The sequence below is a fragment of the Paenibacillus sp. FSL K6-1122 genome, assembly GCF_037977015.1.
Lineage (GTDB): Bacteria > Bacillota > Bacilli > Paenibacillales > Paenibacillaceae > Paenibacillus > Paenibacillus amylolyticus.
In genome coordinates this window covers 3189942-3211385 of sequence record NZ_CP150272.1, presented here as the reverse complement: position 1 = coordinate 3211385, position 21444 = coordinate 3189942, and the positions used below count along the sequence as shown (strand labels likewise).

The following is a 21444-nucleotide window of genomic DNA, read 5'->3' as shown; positions in this document are numbered from 1 at the left end:
TTTTGGCACAAAAAAAAGGAGGCACCCCAACAAAGGAACGATGTCCTAAGTTGGGGTGCCTCCCCTAACAAGTGTCATTTTTTCTTGATTATAACGATTAAGCGCATGAATGTAAACACTTGATCATGAACGCCTTACTTCTCATTTCTCATCTCTGATCTTTAATAACGCTTCGTCCAATGCGCCAACGACCTTGTCACACCATACATCAAATTCCGGATCTTCGGTCTGTAACTCAGGATGCTCCAGAATGTGTTCAATCGTACTTCGAATGCCCTGATCGGCTCTTGTCGTTGCTACAAATTCCGGAACAAGCCGCTTCAGCTTACTGTTATCAAACACAACGGTATTGGCTTTGTCACCCAGCAATCCGCCGCGAAGATCCTGATCACTGCATGCGGCCAAGAACTCAGAGGGTACATGTACCGCATGAAGCTTAACACCCAACACGCCAGCTATAATCTCATGAATCTGATTCCAGGTGACGGATTCATCCGAGGTGATATGTACCGATTCACCAATGGCATGGATATTTCCCATAAGCCCGATAAACCCTTTGGCAAAATCAGTATTGTGCGTAATGGTCCACAGTGAGGTGCCATCTCCGTGGATGATAACGGGTTTTCCTTCACGGATACGCTTGAGAACCTGCCAGCTGCCTTGAGCACCATGAACACCGAGAGGTACCGATTTGTCGCCATACGTATGGCTCGGACGCACGATGGTCACAGGGAATCCATGCTCGCGGTATTGTTTCATCAGATAGTCTTCACAGGCAATCTTGTTGCGAGAATACTCCCAGTATGGATTCGATAAGGGCGTGCCTTCCGTGATCCGGTAATCGGCCAGAGGAGTCTGATACGCTGATGCTGAACTTATAAATATAAACTGCTTGGTTTTATCCTTGAACAAACGGTAATCTCGCTCCAATTGAGACGGTACAAAAGCGATAAAGTCTGCCACAACATCAAATTCCAGATCAGCTATCAGTTCCGCTACACGTGCCTCGTCATTAATATCAGCTTGAAGTACCTTGACTTCTGCTGGCAACTCATCGTTCCGATTGCCGCGATTAATTAAATAAAGTTCACAGCCTTGCTGTGCAAGCATCTCCGTAATGGCCGTACTGATCGTGCCTGTCCCTCCAATAAATAGCGCTTTCATTTCGCCACCTCCTGATCGATTTTACCCACTTTCTCATGATATCACGCACCAAAAAAAGGAGCAAAGCTCGGTGACCCGAAACCTTGCTCCTTCTGCTTATACGACCTTAATCGTTGCATATATCATGTACATGCCGCAATGGATCTCATATTCTCCCTTGGGCAGATCTTTGTCAACCGTATAATAATTGGGTCCCTTTTGCATGTATAGATCCATGCCAAGCTTTTGTGATCCCACTGATTTCACATGTGTCACCGACCGGGTCAGAATAAAGTTGATTTTGGTCGGTACGCCAGCTTTCACCTCGATAACGTCTGGTCCAAAACCATCGTTGCTCACGTCCACATCAATGACTTCATATCCCTTCAAATCCTCCGGAGTCTCAGCTTGTGCAGTTACTGCACTTCCCGATCCCGGGGATACGTCTTTGCCCATAAAATAAACCAAAAATGATCCAAGCAGTACAACAACGGTCAGACCCAGCGTTAACCAAGGCCATGTTTTTCCAAACCAGCTTTTCATATAAACACTCCTCATTCGATGTCCCATCAATATTCAATCAACAGACGGATGTATTCATTAAGCATACCTGATTCGCATGACAATGAAAATGACCCCTCTGGGCTATTGCGATTGAGCAAAAATATTTCAATAGAAAAAGCCTGATTTCTCAGGCTTATCTACGGGTATTCCCGTTCATGCTTTGCTATATCCCTTTTGGTATAACTCAGGAATAGATCGGTGTATTCCGACTTCGTCTCATGCGTAATTTATACAACTCTGGCAGGGCTACACCAATGAGTACAATAATAACTCCGAACCATTGCAATCCGCTGACATGCTCATGGAGCACGATTGAGGATAACAATACTGCAATTGGAAGCTCCACTGCACCCAGGATTCCGGCCATGTCACCACCAATATGCGGAACGCCGATAGCGAACAGTACTGGTGGAATGAATGCCCCGAAGAATCCAAGCAGCAATCCAAATACAAGCAACTGGCTCCAGATCAATCCGTTAAAGAGGAATGTCGGCGGGAACAAAATGCACAGCAGGATCAATCCGCCTGTAACCATCCACGCACTGCGGAAGGCTGGATGCGCTGAAGGAACCGCTTTGCCGCTGAACAAGACAAACAGGGAATAACTTACGGCTGCCATTAGTCCAAGAGCAATACCCAGACCGTTGAACTCACCCAATCCTTGTTCCAGGAAACCCGCTGCCAGCAAAGTTCCACCAAACAGAATGATCAACGTCAGGAACGTGACTTTGTCTGGACGTTGCCGTTTGCTTATCGCCTGAATCAATACGCTAATCCATGTGAACTGGAACAACAGGATAATGGCAAGTGAAGCCGGAATGTAACGCAAAGACTGATAATACACGAGACCTGTAATTACCGTTGGTGTTCCAGCAGCCATCAATATCAGACGTTGTTTCCACGTCAACCGCTTGAATACCTGTGCCACGGCTCCTGATGCTTTGCCATTTGCCTGTGACTTACGTTTTGTTCTAAATTTTGTGTATAGCGCCAGCATCCAGGATAGAAGGAAACCCGTGATCAGCTGTGCTCCCACAACCTCTCCAAGTTTATATCCTTCGCCGTACGCCAGAACCACAATCGTGGATAATATGCCATAGCTCATCGCTCCCGCGAGAACGGACAGATAATATTTCATTGTGAATAAACCTCCTGATGATAAGAAAAATACGCCCGCATGTTGGTTCATGCCAAGGTCACAGACACCATCTAAATGCAAAAAATCCTAACTACGAGCAAGGAATACAATGATTCCTTGGCATCGTAGTTAGGAAGTATAGGCTTCCCGTAGAGACCCTCGCCCTGTGTACACTTTCGGCCTGCGAGGTTATACGAAATGATATATGCAATTTGATGTAATTCGTGTGTGACGACTTTTCATATATTACATGGGAGGTGAGATGGTGTCAACCCTATTCCGTATAAAAAGTTGAACTAAATTATTACACCGAGTCGCTTTGATCGCTGTACTATACTTCGAGTATTCTGATTACGTAAAAACGTCATGTTCGATTGGAGCTTGAGGAGTCCCACTCCAATGTTTGTTGTAAACCTGCCTTCAATCCATCTAAATCTAACCCATCCACAGCAAAAGCCTCACGGATCAAAGGCGGCGCGACAAATTCATCATACTTGCCCAGATAAGGCGCTTCATCTTCAGCCAGTAACGCAGATGCGTCTTCAGCCGTTCGACACTCACTCATGATCTCGGCTAACAATGTTCGTTCGTCGACCTTGCCGGACACTACAAAATAATATGGCTCCATGGGCACAACCGAACGCAAGGCAAGTTTCTTGGACAGATTATGCTTCATCAGGCGCTCCAATGTACGGAATGATTTACTTCCTACCCAAGGAAGAACATACATCGAATCTCCCCCTGCCGGAATCACGACCTGCTTCAACAGTCCGCTTTCACGAGCTAGGCGGCGCGCCCGTTCAAGTCGATTGACGGCTTGTGGTGACAGATAGGGATAGATGGTCGAGTCGGACAACACTTCACGCATTTTCTGTACGACCGACGTATGAATATCTCCTCCCGCGCCAAGCCATAATGTATCTACTTTACCTTTTGCAGACTTCACATACACAGCCTTGTGCTTGTGATCGACCTCTTCCACTTTCCACAGTTTGCCTGCGAGCGAGAAGCAATAGCCAGGTGGGGGCACGGTTGTAATCGAACCAATCTCTTCCGAGCCGTTTAGTACTTTATGTTCCTCATCGTCTTTAAACACGGCGTAGAAGCGATAATTATTCACAATTTTCTCACCTGTCAGACCGATGATCAATGTTCGATCCTCTGTCCATTGCAGATGATCCGTCTCAATGAGGTAATTCAGGAATACCTGATATTGATCAGGTCTAATCAACGCAAATGGCGCCAGCGAAAGGATGGATTCCGCAAGATCTCTCGGCTCCGCCTCCCCCATACTTTTCAACATGCTCATCGTCTGATGGTAGAGCACACCTATGGGCATTTTGCGGGCTTCAAGCGGCTCGACCCACTTCGTTTTTACATACAGTTCGATAACAGCAATCGCACGCATCAACGTCCACGGCATCCGCGCTGGCAATTGCGCTTCCTCATCCTCTTCCTCCGGACATACAAAAAGCATCTCTGATGCCATGTCCTCTCGTCTCCCTGAACGTCCCAGACGCTGTACAAAGCTGGACGCACTATACGGTGCACCGAGCTGAACCACACGTTCCAGTTCGCCCAGATCGATGCCCAGTTCAAGCGTGACCGTTGCCGCAGCAACCGCGGGCCCCGATCCTGTGCGTAGGGCAGCTTCCGTTTCTTCCCTCAGCATGGCCGAGATACTTCCATGATGCACATGGAACACATCACGCTCTTGCCTGCGAGCCGCGACCCGCCGCATCTCAAGAATGGTGACTTCAGCATCCGTTCGGCTGTTGGTGAAGATCAGCGCTTTTTTACGATGTGTGCTCTCATAGATGAAGTCGTAGTACGCTTTACGTGCGTTATGAAGCTGCTCCGCCTGCTCCTCGTCCTGTGCATCTGGAAAGGAGAAATGTTCCACCCGCAGTCGCAACTTGCGACCGCCCGGGGAAGAGACCACATCCACCCCCTGCTGCGTTCCCGCAGCAAGCCAAGATGTAGCCGCATCATAGTCACTAAGTGTGGCGGACAAGCCCACTCTTCGCGGTGCACAGCCAGCCATACGCTCGATTCTGGCAAGCTCGCTGAGTACTTGAATGCCCCGATCCGCTCCCATAAAGGCATGCACCTCATCGATGATGACATATCGCAAGTCATGAAACAGCGCCGGGATTGCATTCGGTCGATTCATGAGCAGACCTTCCAACGATTCTGGCGTTATCTGGAGCACACCAGACGGATTTTTCATCAGTTTTGTTTTCTCCGCCTGAGGTACGTCCCCGTGCCAATGCCAAACCGGAATATTTCCTTCGGATAACAGATCCTTAAGACGTTCGAATTGATCATTAATCAGAGCTTTCAGAGGTCCAATGTACAAAATACCAACCGACTTGGAAGGCCGTTCATACAGCTCGGTCAATGCAGGAAAAAAAGCCGCCTCCGTTTTGCCGGAGGCCGTTCCCGCCGCAATCAGCATATGATGTGGGGTATGAAAACAGATATTGCAGGCCTCAATCTGAGCAGGACGAAGCGATTCCCATCTTTTTTTATATATAAATTCCTGAACAAACGGAGCCAGCCGATAGAACGGATTATCACTCATAATTCAAACTCCGCCAGAAAGTCGTCCAGATCATCTGTATTCGCGGAAGCATCTGTCCCTTTACCCGTTTCCTGAGATTTGGCAACCCGCTCGCCAAGTAATTGAGTATAAGTCACTTCAGGATTCTGGTGTAACGTATGCAGAACATCCATAAAGTCTCGTACCACTTCACGCGTGGTCAGCAATTCATCCGCACCCAGCCGGTTCACCGCCGTTTGCATAAAATCAACCAATTGTTCATCCGTCAGACTTGCGCTGTATCCAAAATGCAAGGCATGAATCTGTCGCAGCTTCTGGAGCAGAATCAGAATCTCTTCATGCGATAACATCGCCAGCTTCAGGATCGGACCTGTGTAATTCGCATACGCTTTGGCTGCATAACGACCATCAATAAGCCTGGAGCGAAGCGCTTCATAGCTGTATAATCCGCGCCGTTCATCCTCTACAAATTGCGGTGTACCGCCTACAAATATGCCCAGGTGCTCTGCCTTGCCCTGCATCGTATCATTGAACATGGTCAGCAATTTCTCATAGTTGCTTTGGCGGGAGACACTGTTTGTAATTTTGTACAGATTCACCGCTTCATCAATGAACAACAACAATCCTTTGTAACCAATGTGCGCTGTGAATTCAGACCACAATTTGAAGTAGTCGTACCAGTTGTCATCGTCAATGATAACGCCAACAGCCAGTTCTTTTTTCGCTTCCGTTTTGGTTGCAAATTCTCCTCGAAGCCAGCGAAGGGCCGCCTGTTTGCGATCATCATCAGCCAGCTTGTACCCGTTCCAGTATGACGCCAGTACTTTGGCAAAATCAAAGCCGTGAACCAGATTCTGCATCTCCCCCGTCACCGCATAGATCTGCTTCTCTACTTCCAGTGGCAGAGCGGGATCATCCGGGCGCAGGTTCTGACTCTGCATCGTGGATTGTTGCAACCCTGCGATCCATTTTTGCAAAATCGGCTCCAGCGCTCCCCCATCCGGACGTGTGCGTGTAGACAGACGAGTCATCAGTTCGCGATATGTCGCAAGTCCCTGCCCTTTGGTTCCCACCAATCGACGCTCAGGTGACAGATCCGCATCCGCAACAACGAAGTCACGATCCATCGCATAGTTACGAATCATCTGCAAAAGAAAGCTTTTACCGCTGCCGTAACGACCCGTAATGAGTTTAAACGCTGCGCCGCCCTCAGCGATATTGTCCATATCCCGCAAAATGGCTTCCACTTCCGGTTTCCGACCAACAGCAATCTGCTCCAGCCCAATTCGTGGGACAACACCCGCCGTCAATGAATTTACAAGTGCGGTGGTCAGCCGCTTTGGTATTTTAAGTTCTGTCACTGCGTATCACCTCTTCACATGTTCGAACACATCTATATAATCAGGAACAATCCGATCACCATCAATCAGAAGATCACCAATCGTTTCCATAGCCACATCATTAATTTCATCCAACAGAAGCGTAGGCATCGTTCCATATTGCTCAGCCAGACGCATCAGCTCCGTATCTGGACTTGCGCCAAGTAGAACATGAATCGTCTGTACCTGCTGAGGGGAGAGTTCATTGGCAAAGAGCAGCCATTCTTCATCCAGATCAGCCTCAGCAGACTCGTCCCACTGCAACCTAATCGATTCTACTTGCGCTCCTGTTGCAATCTCTTCTGCGGATGGCTCCGACTCCATGGAACCTTCAGTTGGAGTGATCTCATTCCTTGCTTCCAGTACATCGAATGGATTACTTGTAACATTTGCGCTATTAACCTCTTGATCCTTCACTTCAGAAGGGTGATCATCCTCAATTGTAAGCGCCAATCGCACGTACTCACTTTCCTGCTGTAAAGACGCCAGTTTCTCTGAATCAATACGAATCATCGGTTGTTCCACGGACTTCACCTGTTCGATCGCGTATGTTTTGTCCAGGTAACGTTCAATCAGATTTGCAAGTTCGGGTTCAAGAGTCTGTCCTCGCAATCTGCCTCTGAATCCGAGCAGTTCACGAAGTTTATTTTCAGTACATCGATAGATCCGCGTAACCATCTGCACAAATTCAGCCTGTTCACCTATGGGCATATATCTGAACGATACCGATCTTCCATAGATCGAATCATCATAGACTGCTTTGCGAAACAGAATGCGCTCCATCGTGCGTTCATCGTTAGGATCACACTCAGGCAACAGTCCAACTTGTCGCGTACGTTTCAGGTACGAATCAACCAAGGCCATGACCCGCGGGATGTACTGCTCCATCACTTCTTTGCCGCCATCTCTGTAGAATTTACTGAGCGTAATATCGTAATCATAGTATCTTTGCAGCATATTCAGCGATATATCCGATACCTTATCCTGTAAAATGCGTTGCAGCTCCCTATCCAGCATCTCTGCTGGCAGGTATCCGCCCGAAAGGCCCATGACCTCGGATAAGGACATTTCCATCTGATGGACCAGCACATAATCGACCATCCACTCTTGCATATATATATTTAATTGGGGCAACCGTTCACGGTAGTTCACCCATAGCTGCTTCAATTGATCATAACCATCCTGAGGATTCTGCCAGCCAATGCCGTTAATTAACTCGTAGATATGAACAAATAGATAGGACAGATCGGTATCCGGGTATCTCCCCTGACGTACTTCCTTCCTCCAAAACAAATACCACTTGCGCTGGGCTTCATTCATCACGCCATACGTTGGCCAGTAACTCATAAAGGGAACCCACGGGGATACATCCCCCTCCACCTCTGCCCACTGCTTTGCTTCCTCTACAAAACGTTTCTCTGAGGACAATATCCCTCCACGATGCGGCATCGTATCATGTGCAGACTGCACAATGGTTGAACGATCGGGAACCGGAACCGCTGCTGTTTCAGGTTCCTCACTCAGATCTATCTCCATAAATTCCAATTGTCTTGAGTTGTCTTTCATAGAACGTTATCTCACCCTCCTCCAAGACAGAATACGAACAAGTGTATCCATAGGGATCATTATATCACTTGTCCTGTGTCTGCGGTGACGAAATTTAGACATTCCTGGACACAAAAAAGAAGGCATTTCTGCCCTCTTTTCATCATGTCTATTTAACTCTTTTCAAATAATGATTGTATCGTTTCAAAACGAACGTTACACAGGCGTAATCACACGACAATTGCGCGATTTTTGCCTTCACTTTTGGCTTGAGCCAGCGCTCGACTCGCTTTTTCGATCAGTTCGGATGCATTGGAATTCTCATCTGGTACCTGTACTGCACCACCGACACTAACAGTGACGACTCCACTCGGACCGGATGATTCCCTTTGAATCTGTAGAGCCAACACATGTTGTCTGATCTCTTCTGCAAGTTTAGCTGAATATTGTGACGTTGTGCTCTTCAATTTCAGTATAAATGTGCCTCCGCGAAGACGAGAGATCTGCGCCTCATGCTGTTCGCTAACCACCGTAAGCACCTCACCGATCCATTGCAGACACAAGTCGCCTCCTTGAAGGCCGTATGCTGCATTATACGAACGGAAATCATCAATATCTATAATGAGCAGTCCCAGACTGCATTTTTCCTGTAAACAGTCATCCCAGTCATCTTGAAGCTGTGACTTGAACACCGTCTGAATTGGCATATCCGTTAGCGGATCTGTCGTCAGATAACTCTGCAGCTGGCTCGTCGTTTCGGTGTAATTGTCCTGTTCATGGTGAGACGTTCCACTGTGCAGTAGGACCATAACAGATGGCTTACCCGCATGCGTAACAGAAGCAAGTGTAATTTCAAGCAACAATGAGGTACCTGCTGCTGTGGTGAAATAGGACTGGCTGGTAATCAAACTTGTGTTATTGTGCTTTAATTCCTCAAAATTCTGTTGCAACGTCACTCTCGTTTGCTCAGGTACAAACGCCCTGAAGTCCTTGCCCATCAGGTTTTTGGCACTCTCGAACCCGAGCAGCTCAGCAGCCTTAGTATTACAGTAGATAATCTGACCGTCAGTCAAAGTAAAAAATGCCACGGGCGAGTAATCCATTAACTGCAAATAACGCTGTTCATTCTGTCGCAAAATACGAGCATTCTGCAGCGCTTGTTCTTCAGCCTGAACCAACTGGTTCTCTGTCTGCCGACGTACAATGGTTTTGAGTAAAGGTAACACGCTCAACTCTTTGGATGTCCATGGATACGAAGTTGATTTTACAACCTCACGCCATTTCTCGAATGATTTACGCGGAGATAATCGCATGCCATCATCCGTCTTGAGCACTGCTTTGGCTGGGTCACCCGCCCAATCAACAACCTGTACGACCTCAGGTCGGAACCAGAGCATATAGTTATGCTGTCCAGGCGAAATGGCAACATAAATAACCCCGGAAGCCTTATCCTGATAAGCTTTGGATGTTTCATACTCAGAACTCAGTTTCGACGTGTAATAACTATAATCCTCAGACTTTCCTGCAAGCCAACCTGCCAGTTCACGAATCTGTCCGCTGTTCGGAGTTTCACCATACAACAACAACTTGTCCTGGTAACAGATTGCTGCTCCGGCAGCACCCATCAGATTTAACACCGTCTCTTCTTCTCCCTGTAATTCCTCAAGTACTCGGGCAGGACTTGTGTTACCGATAAATATGTTGGCAATTCGTGAAGCGGCTTCACGTGATTGGATCTCTGCTTGATAATCATCGAGTTGCTGACGCTGGAACAATTCATTCGAGAAGAACGCACCCAGAAAATTGCACAGATTCCGTACGCGATGGGGTACATATCTGGCAGAATAATGATGGCATGTGATGAGTCCCCACAGTTGATTGTTATGAATAAGCGAGATCGTGACGGTCGCACCTACACCCATATTATGCAAATATTCGATATGAAGAGGAGATACGCTGCGCAGGACCGAAAGACTCAAATTTAGCGGTTTGCCTGTGAGCGGTTGGAGCATAGGCACAATCTCGACGGGTTTATAATCGACATTCACAATGGTTCGCAGCCAATTGCGAAGATACAATTCCCGAGCCTGTTTTGGAATATCCGAAGCCGGATAGTGGTGTCCAAGGAATGGTTCGAGTTCTTGTTCACGTGCTTCAGCAATTACTTTACCGTTCCATTGCTCGTCAAACTCATAGATCATCACCCGGTCATAACCGAGCATTCCCTTCACCTGTTCAGCCGCAATCTGACTTGCTTCCACGCGACTATCTGTACTTTTGATCCGACCAAAGAAACGGGATATCCATTCAAAGTCGGTAGTCTCCATGTCCTCTTTTTCATAAAAAGGCTCAATTTCCAGAATAAGCAGACCTTCACTTTCATGAAGAACAGAAGAAAAGATTCGGTCTTCACCGGATACCTTAATGGTCAGATCCATGTAATGCAAATCAGAGGTTACAGCTGCATTGAAGCTGCTAGCCAACAGTTTGCGTACATCTTCCTCGCCGATCAGATTTTCCAAAGGCATGCCCAGAACGTCTTCATAGGCAATACCCAGATGGTCCTCCGTATTTTGGCTACACTGAACTATGGTTGGCGTATGACTGGTATTGATGGCCAAAAGAACACCATGAGGTTGAATAAAGCCGGGGATATGAATCGGTTCTTTATCACAGTTATTCAGATCTATAGGATCATTCGTGTAAGTCCCCTGATGAAGCAGTGTGCGGTTTAACAAATTTTGTTCTTTCTTGGACTTCGGTTCGGCCATGGCCAGGAAAATCCCCTCTCATGATGTTATATAAGTTGAAATAATGATTATTTACATTGCACTACGATGACAGAATAATCTTCCAATCGCTGTTATCCCCAGATTTTATCGATTCCCTTTTTTAAAGGAAAAATCCGGTTATAAGCGTATGCTTCCGATGCAGCTTTCTTTCAGAAAGCTTTGGGCGAACGCTTCGCTTTTCCAGCTTTTTTCTGTCCTCTCCGTTAGGTGTAAATGTATTATTTCAACTTATATAGATACCTTTTAAATGTGAAAAAATCTGCCCGACAGGCGTTTGGGTTGATGAAAGGGATGTTACTTGTCCGTATTAATCCACTGGTCCAGTAGTCGGAAAGTCTCTGATGCACTATGCACCATATTGTCATGATCTTCTGGAGCACTGATGGACTGCTGCAGCAACCCCGTAAACTCGCTCCATCTTGTTCTTGTCTCTGAGCCGTAAGCATTGAAATATTCCAAACCACGATCAGCCTCAATGGGCAGGAACTGGGACAAACGCTTGGTCATGATTTGTCCACCGTTCGTGGACCCCTCAATTACATACAGGTATCCAAACAAACGGGCAGGTGTTGAAATATCCGGCAGTTCTTCACAGAGCGGAAGTTGGCTGATCTCTTCTTCACTGGCACCCAGATTTCGTAAATCTTTCTCCAACAGTCCAGCCTTGCCTCTAATCTCGATATCCAATCCCGTACTTCCCCAGAAAGGCTGTTGTAAAGCCTGATCTTCCAGCGGTTTCAGGAATCCATAAAATTTCTCTAAATATGTTCTATATTCTTCTATTGTCACAGTTTGATTCATAATGGCTTTTGCATAAGGGTTCTGTTCTACTTGTCTGTGATAATGAGCTGTCTCGCTCTTCAGACGTTCCATAATAGTTGTTGCTGTCATCGTAGTTATCCCCTTTCACAATCTGTTACAAGCAAAGACTCTATGTAAGTATACTTATTCTTGTTTGAGAAAACTATATGAATCCACATCCGTACACAGCCAATACATTTCTCCGTTGTTATTTTAACTGACTGTAATCTGTATGTTTTAGTATTAACCGAAAACAATAAAAACGACCCTATAATCTGGAAAGCAGTAGATTTCAGATGTCAACATGGTACACTAACTTTATATCCTGTCATTGGAGGAATGCATTCTATGGATCTTACAGTTCAAGACGTTGTACTTCATCTCACAGATAACATTGAACTGCCGGAAAACACGGTAGATCAGCTCATTACGGGCTCACTTGATCGTAAGGTCAAAGGCATTATCATTGCTTTTATGCCCACACATTATGTTATTGAACAAGCCATACAGGAAGGTGCAAACTTGATCATTGCGCATGAATCCCCCTTCTACAACCATCACAGTTATACGGATTGGCTTGCAAATGATTCGGTTTATGTGGACAAAAGAAAGTTGATCGACGAAGCAGGCATTTCCATCTATCGATGTCATGATATCATCCACCGCTTCCAACCGGATGGCATTACTGAAGGACTGATTCAGGCCTTGGGGTGGTCCTCTTATGTGGAGCAACGACTACCGGAAGCAGACGTCCTTTCTTTTCCGGAAGGAAGCACCGTTGAAGCTATTGCTCACCATGTGAAAAGTTCCCTAGGCATCGATTATGTACGCGTTGCAGGCAACGCGGAAATAGTCTGTAGACGCGCAGCGGTACTGGTAGGTTTTCGTGGTAATGGACATGTGACGATTCCTTTGATTCAGAATGAGCAATTGGATCTCATCATCGCTGGAGAAGGATTCGAATGGGAGACACCGGAATATATCCGTGATGCTGTGCAACAAGGCAAGTCCAAGGCACTGATCATGATGGGGCATGCCGAGAGCGAGGCTTCGGGAATGAAGCTATTAGCAGACAGGTTGGCAGAACGTTTTCCCGAATTGTCTGTTCGTTTTGTAAACGAGAAGCCTGTGTACACTGTGATTTAATGATATGGATTTGATGTGTACGGAGAGGATCTTCTAGCTGTATGCTTCTGTTCTCATTGCCTGTCCTACCCCGGAGCTTTGGATACTTTCTATTCTCCGGGGTGCGCTGGGCAGACTCTCGTTTCATTTCTTGGATAGCTACCGAACCTGACACACTCTATTTAGCGAATATTTGCCGATTTTCAAGAGTAACGAATCGTAGACACCCTATTCCTCCATCCCCCCTGTTTTACCGCCCATTTCTACCCAACATAACCCAATTAACGTTGCTGAGATTCGTTAGATTTCTCAATTCAATCGGATCAGTACAATAAGGTTTCACTGGTTCGTTAGATTATGATGAAAAATGAGTACTGAGCACATATGCCACGCATCTTTTCATGCCCCATCTGGATTTCCCGAGTTCTTTATTGTACTCTAGATGCTGTGACTTCAAAGCTCAGGACATTTGTCCTTGGCGTTCAGAGTTAATTTATCATTTAATAATAGAAGTCGAAGTGATTGAATAAGGAGCGTACATATGAGAGGAATTATTTTTGCATTACTGGGCGGCGCGTGTATCACGCTCCAAGGGGTTGCCAATACTCGGATTAGCACCGACATGGGCACGTGGCAGGCCGCTACGATTACACAACTGACGGGATTCATCTTAGCGGCGCTGATCCTAATGTTTGTTAGAGACACCAACCTTCAAGGACTCAAACAAGTAAAACCTATGTACTTGGCTGGAGGTGCTTTTGGCGCCGTCATTATTTTCAGCGAAGTGACGGCCATTCAGCAAATTGGGGTTACATTCACGATCTCGGCTCTGCTCATTGCTCAGCTGTTCCTGACTTTTCTGGTGGATAGTAACGGATGGTTCGGCGTGGTGAAACAAAAGATGAAACTGCCGCAATTTCTAGGCATTGCCTTAATGGTGACTGGTGTCATTATTATGAAACTATAGTTTTTGGAGAAGGATTGAAACATATCGTCGGGGGTGAATCACAGCGTGCAAGAGATCCATAACGAGCAACAATTAATGCAGTATCTGAAGCAATATCAACTCGAAACTGTATTTCACGAGCCCCTGCGTACACATATGACATTATGCCACTTTGAGAAGTGTGAACTGATCTGTCGTGAAGGGGAAACTTCCGAATATTTGTACGTACTGGTCGAAGGTAAAATCAAGATTTTCACCACCTCCGCACAGGACAAAACGCTGGTGCTTTGTTTCAAAACACCGCTTGAAGTTGTCGGTGACATAGAGTATGTCCGTGAAAGCGATATTGTTAATACGGTTCAGGCCGTGTCACCTGTGGTGATGCTTCGCATTCATTATCAATGGCTCGCTGAGCTTGCCAGCGATTATGCACCTTTGCTTAAATTTTTGCTCAAAATCATCTCACACAAATTCTACATTGACTCGAACTTTTCCAATTTCAACCTGATGTATCCCGTTGAGGTTCGTCTAGTAAGCTACCTGCTCTCCATCTCAACAGAAGAAGCGGGCAACGTCGTTCATGAAGAGCTGGACGCGTTCAATCTGACCGACATCGCGAATCTGATCGGCACCAGTTACCGACACCTGAACCGGGTCATCCAGAAGCTCTGTGCAGACGGGTTAATTGAACGACATCAGGGATTGATTATGATCAAGGACCGGGCGGGTCTACGTGAAATAACAGGCCACAACATTTATGAATAAGGAGTTCGACAACCATGTTAATCACAGGTATTTCGCTTGCGCTACTGGCAGGTGCACTTGTCAGTCTGCAAACGATTTTTAATAGTAAAGTCAATGAACGCACCGGTTCATGGTCTACAACAACGATGGTGCTTTTCACCGGATTCATTGCTTCTTTCCTCATCTCCCTGCTAGTGGAGGGCAAAAATACATTCAGCTTCCAGCATATGCAACCCTGGTACTGGCTCAGTGGAGCCATCGGCGTTGGCGTGGTCTTCTGTCTCGTGCAAGGCATGAAGTTGCTTGGTCCCACATATGCCATCTCGATCGTGCTAACATCCCAACTTAGCTTTGCTCTATTGTTTGATTCCATGGGGTGGCTCGGTCTGGAGCAAATTCCTTTTTCATGGAATCAGCTGCTTGGTGTACTTGTCATTGTTGGCGGAATTGTGTTGTTCAAGTTCGGTGGAAGTAAATCGGAAAAATCAGATCAGTCCCCTGGATCGTTGCAGTCTGAATCGTAAACGAACAAAAAAGAGTGTCCGTCCAATCCCGCAGATTGGTCAGACACTCTTTTTATACAATCAAACCACATATCGTTTCGTTCTCTTATACGAACTCTACGTTATGGTAAACTTGCTGAACATCTTCAAGGTCCTCAAGCGCATCGATCAGTTTCTCGAACTGAGCTTGTGCATCCTCTGGAAGTTCAATATGGTTTTGCGCAAGCATGGTCAGCTCGGCTACTGTGAACTCAGTAACACCCGCAGCTTTGAATGCTTCCTGTACAGCGTGGAATTGATCCGGTTCTGCATATACAATTACAGCTTCGTCTTCGTCCACGATATCACGTACATCCACATCTGCTTCAAGCAGAAGTTCCAGTACTTCCTCGGAGTTTTTGCCTTCTATACCGATAACCGCTGTTGGATCAAACATGTAAGCAACTGAACCACTGACACCCATGTTGCCAGCGTTTTTGTTAAACGCAGAGCGCACTTCCGGCGCTGTACGATTCACATTGTTGGTGAGTGCATCTACGATGACCATCGCACCATTCGGTCCGAAGCCTTCATAACGCAGCTCTTCATAGTTCTCATCCCCGCTACCTTTTGCTTTTTCCATCGCACGATCAATGATGGCTTTGGGTACATTATACGTTTTGGCACGTTCCAGCACGACTTTCAGTGCACGGTTCGCTTCCGGGTCCGGTTCGCCCTTCTTGGCAGCTACATAGATCTCAACGCCGAATTTAGCGTAGACCCGGCTCGTGTTTGCATCTTTTGAAGCTTTCTTTTCCTTGATATTATTCCACTTACGACCCATATCGTTTCCGCTCACTTTCAACATTTAATCTGCTTTCTACTATGCCATTATATCTTGTTGAGCGTACTTCAACAAGTTAATACACACGAAATAATGGGAATAACTGCGGTGATTATCCATCTCCATTTGAAGATTAACCTCAGTTTATCCTCTCATAAATCTCTCAGCAGCAACTAACGTTACCTCTATTCACTCCATATATAGCAGACAAGAAGCACCCCATAAAGGAATGCTTCCGCCCTAAATCAGTCCTAATTTCAGTTATCTTACTCGGTCAATTAAGCGTGAAATTGTCGACCATCCAACACTTCAGGAACATAACCCGCACGAATGACAAAGTCTCCGAAATGTTCCCCTTCATTGCGCTCCTTGGCATACTGATTCACCATTGGAGTTAACGTGTCCAGAATCTCAGTTTCACCAATGTTTTCTTTGTACAGCTTATTCAAGCGATGTCCAGTGAAGCTGCCACCGAGATACATATTGTATTTCCCTGGTGCTTTACCGATAAATGAAATCTCTGCCAGCATCGGTCTTGCGCATCCGTTCGGGCAACCGGTCATCCGAATGACAATTTCTTTGTCTCTCAGCCCAGCTTCGTCCAATACAGGCTCCAGTTTGTCGATCAGGGACGGCAAGTAACGTTCGGACTCAGCCATCGCAAGGCCGCAGGTCGGAAACGCAACACAAGCCATTGAACTTCTGCGCAGCGCTGAGTAATGTGCACCATCAGTCAGGTTATATTGCTGAATGAGTGCTTCAATCTTTTTCTTTTTCTGGCTGCTAATATTACCGATGATTAGATTTTGGTTCGCAGTCAGACGGAAATCACCCGTATGCACTTTGGCAATTTCACGTAAACCCGTCATGAGAGGATATCCATCAACATCCTTTACACGACCATTCTGAATGAACAGCGTGTAGTGCCATCTGCCATTATTACCTTTTACCCAACCATATCGATCTCCGTTAGTCTCAAAATGATATGGACGTGCCGCATCCAGTTTCCATCCCAGACGGGTGGTCAGCTCTTCGACAAACCACTCCACACCACGATCATCCAGCGTATATTTGAAACGAGCATGTTTACGAACTGCACGATCTCCATAATCACGCTGAATCATAACTGTTTTCTCTGCAACATCAATCATTTGCTCCGGCTTACAGAAACCAATGACTTTGGACACCTGAGGATAGGTTTTGGCGTCACCATGAGACATCCCCATGCCGCCTCCTACGGAAACGTTGAAGCCTTGCAACTTGCCGTTCTCCACAATAGCAATAAAGCCAAGATCCTGTGAATAGACGTCCACATCATTGGATGGTGGTACAGCAATACCGATTTTGAACTTCCGTGGCAAATACACTTTGCCATAGATTGGTTCAACTTCTTCGTCCGAGTCCTGGGAATCAACCACTTTCTCTCCGTCCAGCCACAGCTCATGATAAGCCCGGGTCCGAGGGTCCAAATGATTGCTCACCTGACATGCCCACTCATACACTTCAGCATGCACATCAGATTGATTCGGATTCGGGTTACACATCACGTTACGGTTTACGTCACCACATGCAGCCAGTGTGCTTAACAACGAATCGTTCACTTCGCGAATGGTGTTTTTAAGATCCCACTTCAGTACGCCATGCAGTTGGAAAGACTGACGTGTGGTCAGACGAATCGTCTCATTCGCATATTTATGCGCTACCCGATCCATCATCAACCACTGCTCCGGGGTTACAATCCCACCGGAAGCACGCACACGTAACATGAATTGGTATGCAGGCTCCAGCTTGGATTTGTGACGCTCGTTACGCAGGTCACGGTCATCCTGCATATAACTACCGTGGTGTTTCATCAGACGGTTGTCGTCCTCTGGAATAGCCCCCGTGATACGATCAGCCAACGTTTCGGTCAGACTTCCGCGCAAGTAATCGCTTTTGATCTTTATATCTTCCACATCACTATTCGTGCGCTGTGGGTTAAGTAAGTTATTATAAACCATGCTGCTTTCTCCTCTCGTCTCTGCGGGATGGTGCAATCCGGCTGGGCCGGTGATTAATAGACGTCCCGCTGATAACGTTTCTCCTGCTGTAACCGTGTCAGATATTCCGATGCCTGCTCAGGCGTTAAACCGCCTTCTTGTACAAGAATCGTGGTGAGCGCAGCATGCACATCATGTGCCATTTTTTTCTCGTCACCACAGATATATACGCTTGCACCTTCCTGAAGCCACTGGTACAGTTCTTTGCTGTGTTCCAGCATGCGATGTTGTACATATACTTTCTGTTCCGTATCACGTGAGAAGGCTACATCCATCTTAGTAAGCACACCATCTTTGAGCCAACGTTGCCATTCCGTCTGGTACAAGAAGTCCGTGGCGAAATGCTGATCTCCGTAGAACAGCCATGTCTTGCCCTCTGCTCCTGTTTCTTCACGCTCACCAAGAAAAGATCTGAACGGCGCTACACCTGTACCTGGGCCAACCATGATGATCGGTGTATCCGGGTTCTCAGGCAGCTTGAAATTCGGGTTATGCTGTATATATACAGGCAGGGTGTCGCCAGCTTCGATTCGTTCAGCCAGATGTACCGAGCATACACCGTAACGTTCTCTGCCACGCGCTTCATAACGTACCGAGCGAACGGTTAGATGAACTTCATCCGGGAAAGACTTCGAACTACTCGCTATGGAGTATAGACGTGCCGGAATTTTGCGAAGAGCAGCTACGAATTCTCCGGCAGGAATCCCTTTCAGATTATAATCATGAACCAGATCCAGCAGATCACAGCTATTCATGACCGTGCGGAATTGGGAATCATCTGCGAGTAACGCTGTCAGGCCACTCCCAGGATTCAGTTTCGCAAGTTGTTCCACGACCGGTTTCGTCACAGCTGTAATTTCAAAATAACGCAGCAACGCTTCTTGCACAGATGCCTGATCGCCGTTTTTATTCACGGTCACGCGTTCATCGGCATTCCATCCCATGGCTGCAATCAATTCCTCCACAAGGCGCGGATGATTCTCAGGGAATATCCCAAGGCTGTCACCTGGCTCGTAGTCCAGACTGGAGCCTTCCAAAGACAACTCAATGTGGCGTGTTTCACGATCTGATCCTCTGCCATTCAGATTGAGATTTTCCAACACTTCAGCCTTGAATGGATTCGTGCGATCATATTCGGATTCCCCGCCGCTCACCGCTGCTGTGACAGCCTCAGTGGTTACCGTACTCGCACCAGCAGATGTACTGCTTAAGGATGCCAGTACTTCATTCATCCACTCTGCAGCTGCTTCATCAAAATCAACATCACAGTCCACACGCGGTACAAGCGCTGTACCACCCAACTCCTGCAATCGTTTATCGAAGTCCTTACCTGTCTGACAGAAGAACTCATAGGAGGTATCTCCCAGAGCCAACACCGAGTAACGAAGTCCTTCAAGCTTCGGAGCCCGTTTGCTGTTCAGGAATTCATGCAGCGGAATCGCATTATCCGGTGGTTCGCCTTCGCCATGCGTACTGACGATGATGAGGAGATTTTCAATTTTCTTGAGTCCGTTCGGTTTGAAATCTCCCATCGATGACAACGTTACCTGAAGACCTTGCTCTTCAAGTTTCTTGGCCAGCTTTTTCGATAGGCCACTGGAATTCCCGGTTTGTGAACCAAAAAGCACGGTAACTTCCCGGGATACTGGCGGAGCACTGACAGGTGCAATACCTGTAGCTGGTGCAGCCTGTACCAGGTTAGCAGGAGCCGCTATTGTCGCGCTTGCCTGAATTGCTGCAATATATCCGCTCAACCAAGTACGTTGTCCATCGGTCAATGTAGGAATAAGACGATTAAGCAGTTCAACTTGTTCTTGATTAAAAGGGCTGTTTGTCACTTGAAGTTCCACTGTTTGCCACCTCGCGCATTGCTTCGATTTTAATTCCGACTAAAATCATCACATTAATTTAATTTCTTCTCTCTAAAACCTAACACACCGGGTGTTGAGGGTCAATTTCAATGATTTTATAGCATTTATCAGTTTCGCTGATAAAGGACAAAAAACAACAAAAACCCTCCTTTTTAAATCAAGGACGGTTTTGTTATATTTTTAAATTTGGCAGCCAGCTCAAGTTGAAGTTGAAAGTGGAGTATAGTCACTAAAATGATTTCCCAGCACTCTGCTTTTATCTCCGTATACTTTGTCCAAGTGATTCTCTCCCCATAGACATATGCGGTCAATGATGTCCTGCAGTGTCAAGCCGTACTCTGTCATCTCATACTCTACCTTGGGCGGAATCTGGGGATGAATGATCCGATGGATGATTTCATTCTTTTCCAGTTCACGCAGCTGCTGGGTTAAGACCTTCTGGGTAATGCCAGGAATGGCTCTGCGAAGTTCGCTTGTTCGTTTTTTACCTGATATCAGCTGGTGCAGAATAAGAATCCTCCATTTTCCACCGACCAGTTCCAGCATGGCCTGCACACCACTCTCATATTTTTTCATTCCTTGTTCCACTTGTACTCCCCCATAATTCACATATATGTATATCCGTTATTAAAAGTAACCGAAGAACCCCAAGGTATCTACAGCACTTTCAGGTGCGTACTTCTCAATAAGATGTCATGAAACTTATAATAACATTGGTCAGAATGTTTAACCAAAATAAAAAGAAAAAAGGATGGTTACTCCTACATGAAAGTTAAACTGGTCGTTACTCACCCAAGACAGGATTCCCTAACATTTGCCGTGATGAATCGTTTTATAGAAGGTATGCAGGAGAATTCCCATGAAATCGATATCCTCGATCTATATCATGACGGATTCGATCCCCTATATCGTGTAGAAGATGAGCGAGACTGGCAAAATCCCGATAAACAGCATGCCCCTGTGATTCGCAAAGAGCTGGATCGTGTGCTTGCGGCTGATGCCATTGTATTTGTTTTCCCGATCTGGTGGTACAACGTTCCCTCCATGCTTAAAGCTTATCTGGACAAGGTATGGAACATGGGTCTGCTGAACAAGGCAAACTCCAAAAAGGCACTGTGGATTGCACTAGCTGGGGGGACGGAGGCTTCATTCCATAAATACGACTATTACAACATGATTTCCAATTATCTGAATAACGGGATCGCGGGTTATGCAAGAATGCAGGAATCCCGAGTCGAATTCCTCTATGAAACCATATCAGAATCCAAAGAACATATCGAAGGCTTGTTGGAACAAGCGTATCAAATCGGCAAACATTACAATTAACAATTCGAAGACATTACAGATAACAACTGAAGAACGATAGGAGGTTACTCGTTCGTTGAGTAAATGACTTTTCGCCTATGGCTGGCGTACAATCAAGAAGGCTTACTCCAACCTGAGTTCCAGGTCAAAGTAAACCTTCTTT

General features: G+C 46.4%; 17 protein-coding genes and 1 riboswitch. Of the genes, 5 read left to right on the top strand and 12 right to left on the bottom strand.

What is annotated here, in order from left to right; all coding sequences use genetic code 11:
* Positions 1-141: 141 nt before the first annotated feature.
* The 8 genes from NSQ20_RS14815 to NSQ20_RS14780 form a co-directional block, all read right to left on the bottom strand.
* Complete coding sequence (locus tag NSQ20_RS14815) at positions 142-1164, bottom strand: SDR family oxidoreductase (RefSeq protein ID WP_036608497.1); 1023 nt, start codon at positions 1162-1164, stop codon at positions 142-144.
* Positions 1165-1260: 96 nt separating this feature from the next.
* Positions 1261-1686, bottom strand: coding sequence for a cupredoxin domain-containing protein (locus NSQ20_RS14810; RefSeq protein ID WP_017688751.1), 426 nt, complete (start codon positions 1684-1686; stop codon positions 1261-1263).
* 205 nt (positions 1687-1891) lie between these two features.
* On the bottom strand, positions 1892-2845 hold the full coding sequence (locus NSQ20_RS14805) for a DMT family transporter (protein WP_017688752.1): 954 nt from the start codon (positions 2843-2845) through the stop codon (positions 1892-1894).
* A gap of 106 nt (positions 2846-2951) precedes the next feature.
* A riboswitch (purine riboswitch) is annotated at positions 2952-3062 on the bottom strand.
* 147 nt (positions 3063-3209) lie between these two features.
* Entirely contained in the window at positions 3210-5429 is a 2220-nt protein-coding gene (locus NSQ20_RS14800) for a DEAD/DEAH box helicase (RefSeq protein WP_036608507.1), read from the bottom strand.
* Positions 5426-6769, bottom strand: a complete 1344-nt coding sequence (locus tag NSQ20_RS14795) for an ATP-binding protein (RefSeq protein ID WP_340032856.1) — start codon at positions 6767-6769, stop codon at positions 5426-5428. Before NSQ20_RS14795 ends, NSQ20_RS14800 begins: the two co-directional genes overlap by 4 nt.
* Positions 6770-6775: 6 nt before the next feature.
* Positions 6776-8353, bottom strand: coding sequence for a TerB N-terminal domain-containing protein (locus NSQ20_RS14790; protein ID WP_340032855.1), 1578 nt, complete (start codon positions 8351-8353; stop codon positions 6776-6778).
* A gap of 209 nt (positions 8354-8562) precedes the next feature.
* Positions 8563-11103: a diguanylate cyclase gene (locus NSQ20_RS14785; RefSeq protein ID WP_340032854.1), complete on the bottom strand. Its 2541-nt coding sequence runs from the start codon at positions 11101-11103 to the stop codon at positions 8563-8565.
* 315 nt (positions 11104-11418) lie between these two features.
* Positions 11419-12015, bottom strand: a complete 597-nt coding sequence (locus tag NSQ20_RS14780; protein ID WP_100528920.1) for a biliverdin-producing heme oxygenase — start codon at positions 12013-12015, stop codon at positions 11419-11421.
* A gap of 258 nt (positions 12016-12273) precedes the next feature.
* Here NSQ20_RS14780 and NSQ20_RS14775 point away from each other — a divergent pair, with 258 nt between their 5' ends.
* The 4 genes from NSQ20_RS14775 (at position 12274) to NSQ20_RS14760 (ending at position 15264) form a co-directional block, all read left to right on the top strand.
* The gene (locus NSQ20_RS14775) at positions 12274-13071 is read left to right on the top strand and encodes a Nif3-like dinuclear metal center hexameric protein (protein ID WP_340032853.1); all 798 of its coding nucleotides are present in this window, start codon (positions 12274-12276) and stop codon (positions 13069-13071) included.
* A gap of 520 nt (positions 13072-13591) precedes the next feature.
* On the top strand, positions 13592-14017 hold the full coding sequence (locus NSQ20_RS14770; protein WP_036608521.1) for a DMT family transporter: 426 nt from the start codon (positions 13592-13594) through the stop codon (positions 14015-14017).
* Positions 14018-14062: 45 nt separating this feature from the next.
* Complete coding sequence (locus tag NSQ20_RS14765) at positions 14063-14761, top strand: cyclic nucleotide-binding domain-containing protein (protein ID WP_076327894.1); 699 nt, start codon at positions 14063-14065, stop codon at positions 14759-14761.
* Positions 14762-14775: 14 nt separating this feature from the next.
* Positions 14776-15264 carry a DMT family transporter gene (locus NSQ20_RS14760; protein WP_340032852.1) on the top strand — a complete coding sequence of 163 codons (489 nt, stop codon included), beginning with the start codon at positions 14776-14778 and terminating at the stop codon, positions 15262-15264.
* A gap of 85 nt (positions 15265-15349) precedes the next feature.
* Here the strand turns inward: NSQ20_RS14760 and NSQ20_RS14755 are convergent, their stop codons facing one another.
* The 4 genes from NSQ20_RS14755 to NSQ20_RS14740 all read right to left on the bottom strand — a co-directional run bounded on the left by NSQ20_RS14755 (position 15350) and on the right by NSQ20_RS14740 (position 20552).
* Positions 15350-16066, bottom strand: a complete 717-nt coding sequence (locus tag NSQ20_RS14755; RefSeq protein WP_100528999.1) for a YebC/PmpR family DNA-binding transcriptional regulator — start codon at positions 16064-16066, stop codon at positions 15350-15352.
* Between the two features lie 278 nt (positions 16067-16344).
* Positions 16345-18066 (bottom strand): assimilatory sulfite reductase (NADPH) hemoprotein subunit, encoded by a 1722-nt coding sequence (cysI, locus tag NSQ20_RS14750; protein ID WP_340032851.1) that lies wholly within the window; start codon positions 18064-18066, stop codon positions 16345-16347.
* Positions 18067-18119: 53 nt separating this feature from the next.
* The gene (locus NSQ20_RS14745) at positions 18120-19955 is read right to left on the bottom strand and encodes an assimilatory sulfite reductase (NADPH) flavoprotein subunit (RefSeq protein ID WP_340032850.1); all 1836 of its coding nucleotides are present in this window, start codon (positions 19953-19955) and stop codon (positions 18120-18122) included.
* A 219-nt stretch (positions 19956-20174) separates the two neighbouring features.
* Positions 20175-20552, bottom strand: a complete 378-nt coding sequence (locus NSQ20_RS14740) for a winged helix-turn-helix transcriptional regulator (RefSeq protein WP_051449752.1) — start codon at positions 20550-20552, stop codon at positions 20175-20177.
* A 189-nt stretch (positions 20553-20741) separates the two neighbouring features.
* On the opposite strand from NSQ20_RS14740, the gene NSQ20_RS14735 reads away from it, so the two are divergent.
* Positions 20742-21302: an NAD(P)H oxidoreductase gene (locus NSQ20_RS14735; RefSeq protein ID WP_036608534.1), complete on the top strand. Its 561-nt coding sequence runs from the start codon at positions 20742-20744 to the stop codon at positions 21300-21302.
* Positions 21303-21444 lie beyond the last annotated feature (142 nt).

Coding starts and splice junctions, on each gene's coding strand:
- NSQ20_RS14790 (WP_340032855.1), bottom strand. CDS start 8,353: ATGAAAGACAACTCAAGACAATTGGAATTTATGGAGATAGATCTGAGT.
- NSQ20_RS14760 (WP_340032852.1), top strand. CDS start 14,776: ATGTTAATCACAGGTATTTCGCTTGCGCTACTGGCAGGTGCACTTGTC.
- NSQ20_RS14735 (WP_036608534.1), top strand. CDS start 20,742: ATGAAAGTTAAACTGGTCGTTACTCACCCAAGACAGGATTCCCTAACA.
- NSQ20_RS14770 (WP_036608521.1), top strand. CDS start 13,592: ATGAGAGGAATTATTTTTGCATTACTGGGCGGCGCGTGTATCACGCTC.
- NSQ20_RS14800 (WP_036608507.1), bottom strand. CDS start 5,429: ATGAGTGATAATCCGTTCTATCGGCTGGCTCCGTTTGTTCAGGAATTT.
- NSQ20_RS14805 (WP_017688752.1), bottom strand. CDS start 2,845: ATGAAATATTATCTGTCCGTTCTCGCGGGAGCGATGAGCTATGGCATA.
- NSQ20_RS14780 (WP_100528920.1), bottom strand. CDS start 12,015: ATGACAGCAACAACTATTATGGAACGTCTGAAGAGCGAGACAGCTCAT.
- NSQ20_RS14810 (WP_017688751.1), bottom strand. CDS start 1,686: ATGAAAAGCTGGTTTGGAAAAACATGGCCTTGGTTAACGCTGGGTCTG.
- NSQ20_RS14785 (WP_340032854.1), bottom strand. CDS start 11,103: ATGGCCGAACCGAAGTCCAAGAAAGAACAAAATTTGTTAAACCGCACA.
- cysI (WP_340032851.1), bottom strand. CDS start 18,066: ATGGTTTATAATAACTTACTTAACCCACAGCGCACGAATAGTGATGTG.
- NSQ20_RS14775 (WP_340032853.1), top strand. CDS start 12,274: ATGGATCTTACAGTTCAAGACGTTGTACTTCATCTCACAGATAACATT.
- NSQ20_RS14755 (WP_100528999.1), bottom strand. CDS start 16,066: ATGGGTCGTAAGTGGAATAATATCAAGGAAAAGAAAGCTTCAAAAGAT.
- NSQ20_RS14815 (WP_036608497.1), bottom strand. CDS start 1,164: ATGAAAGCGCTATTTATTGGAGGGACAGGCACGATCAGTACGGCCATT.
- NSQ20_RS14740 (WP_051449752.1), bottom strand. CDS start 20,552: ATGAAAAAATATGAGAGTGGTGTGCAGGCCATGCTGGAACTGGTCGGT.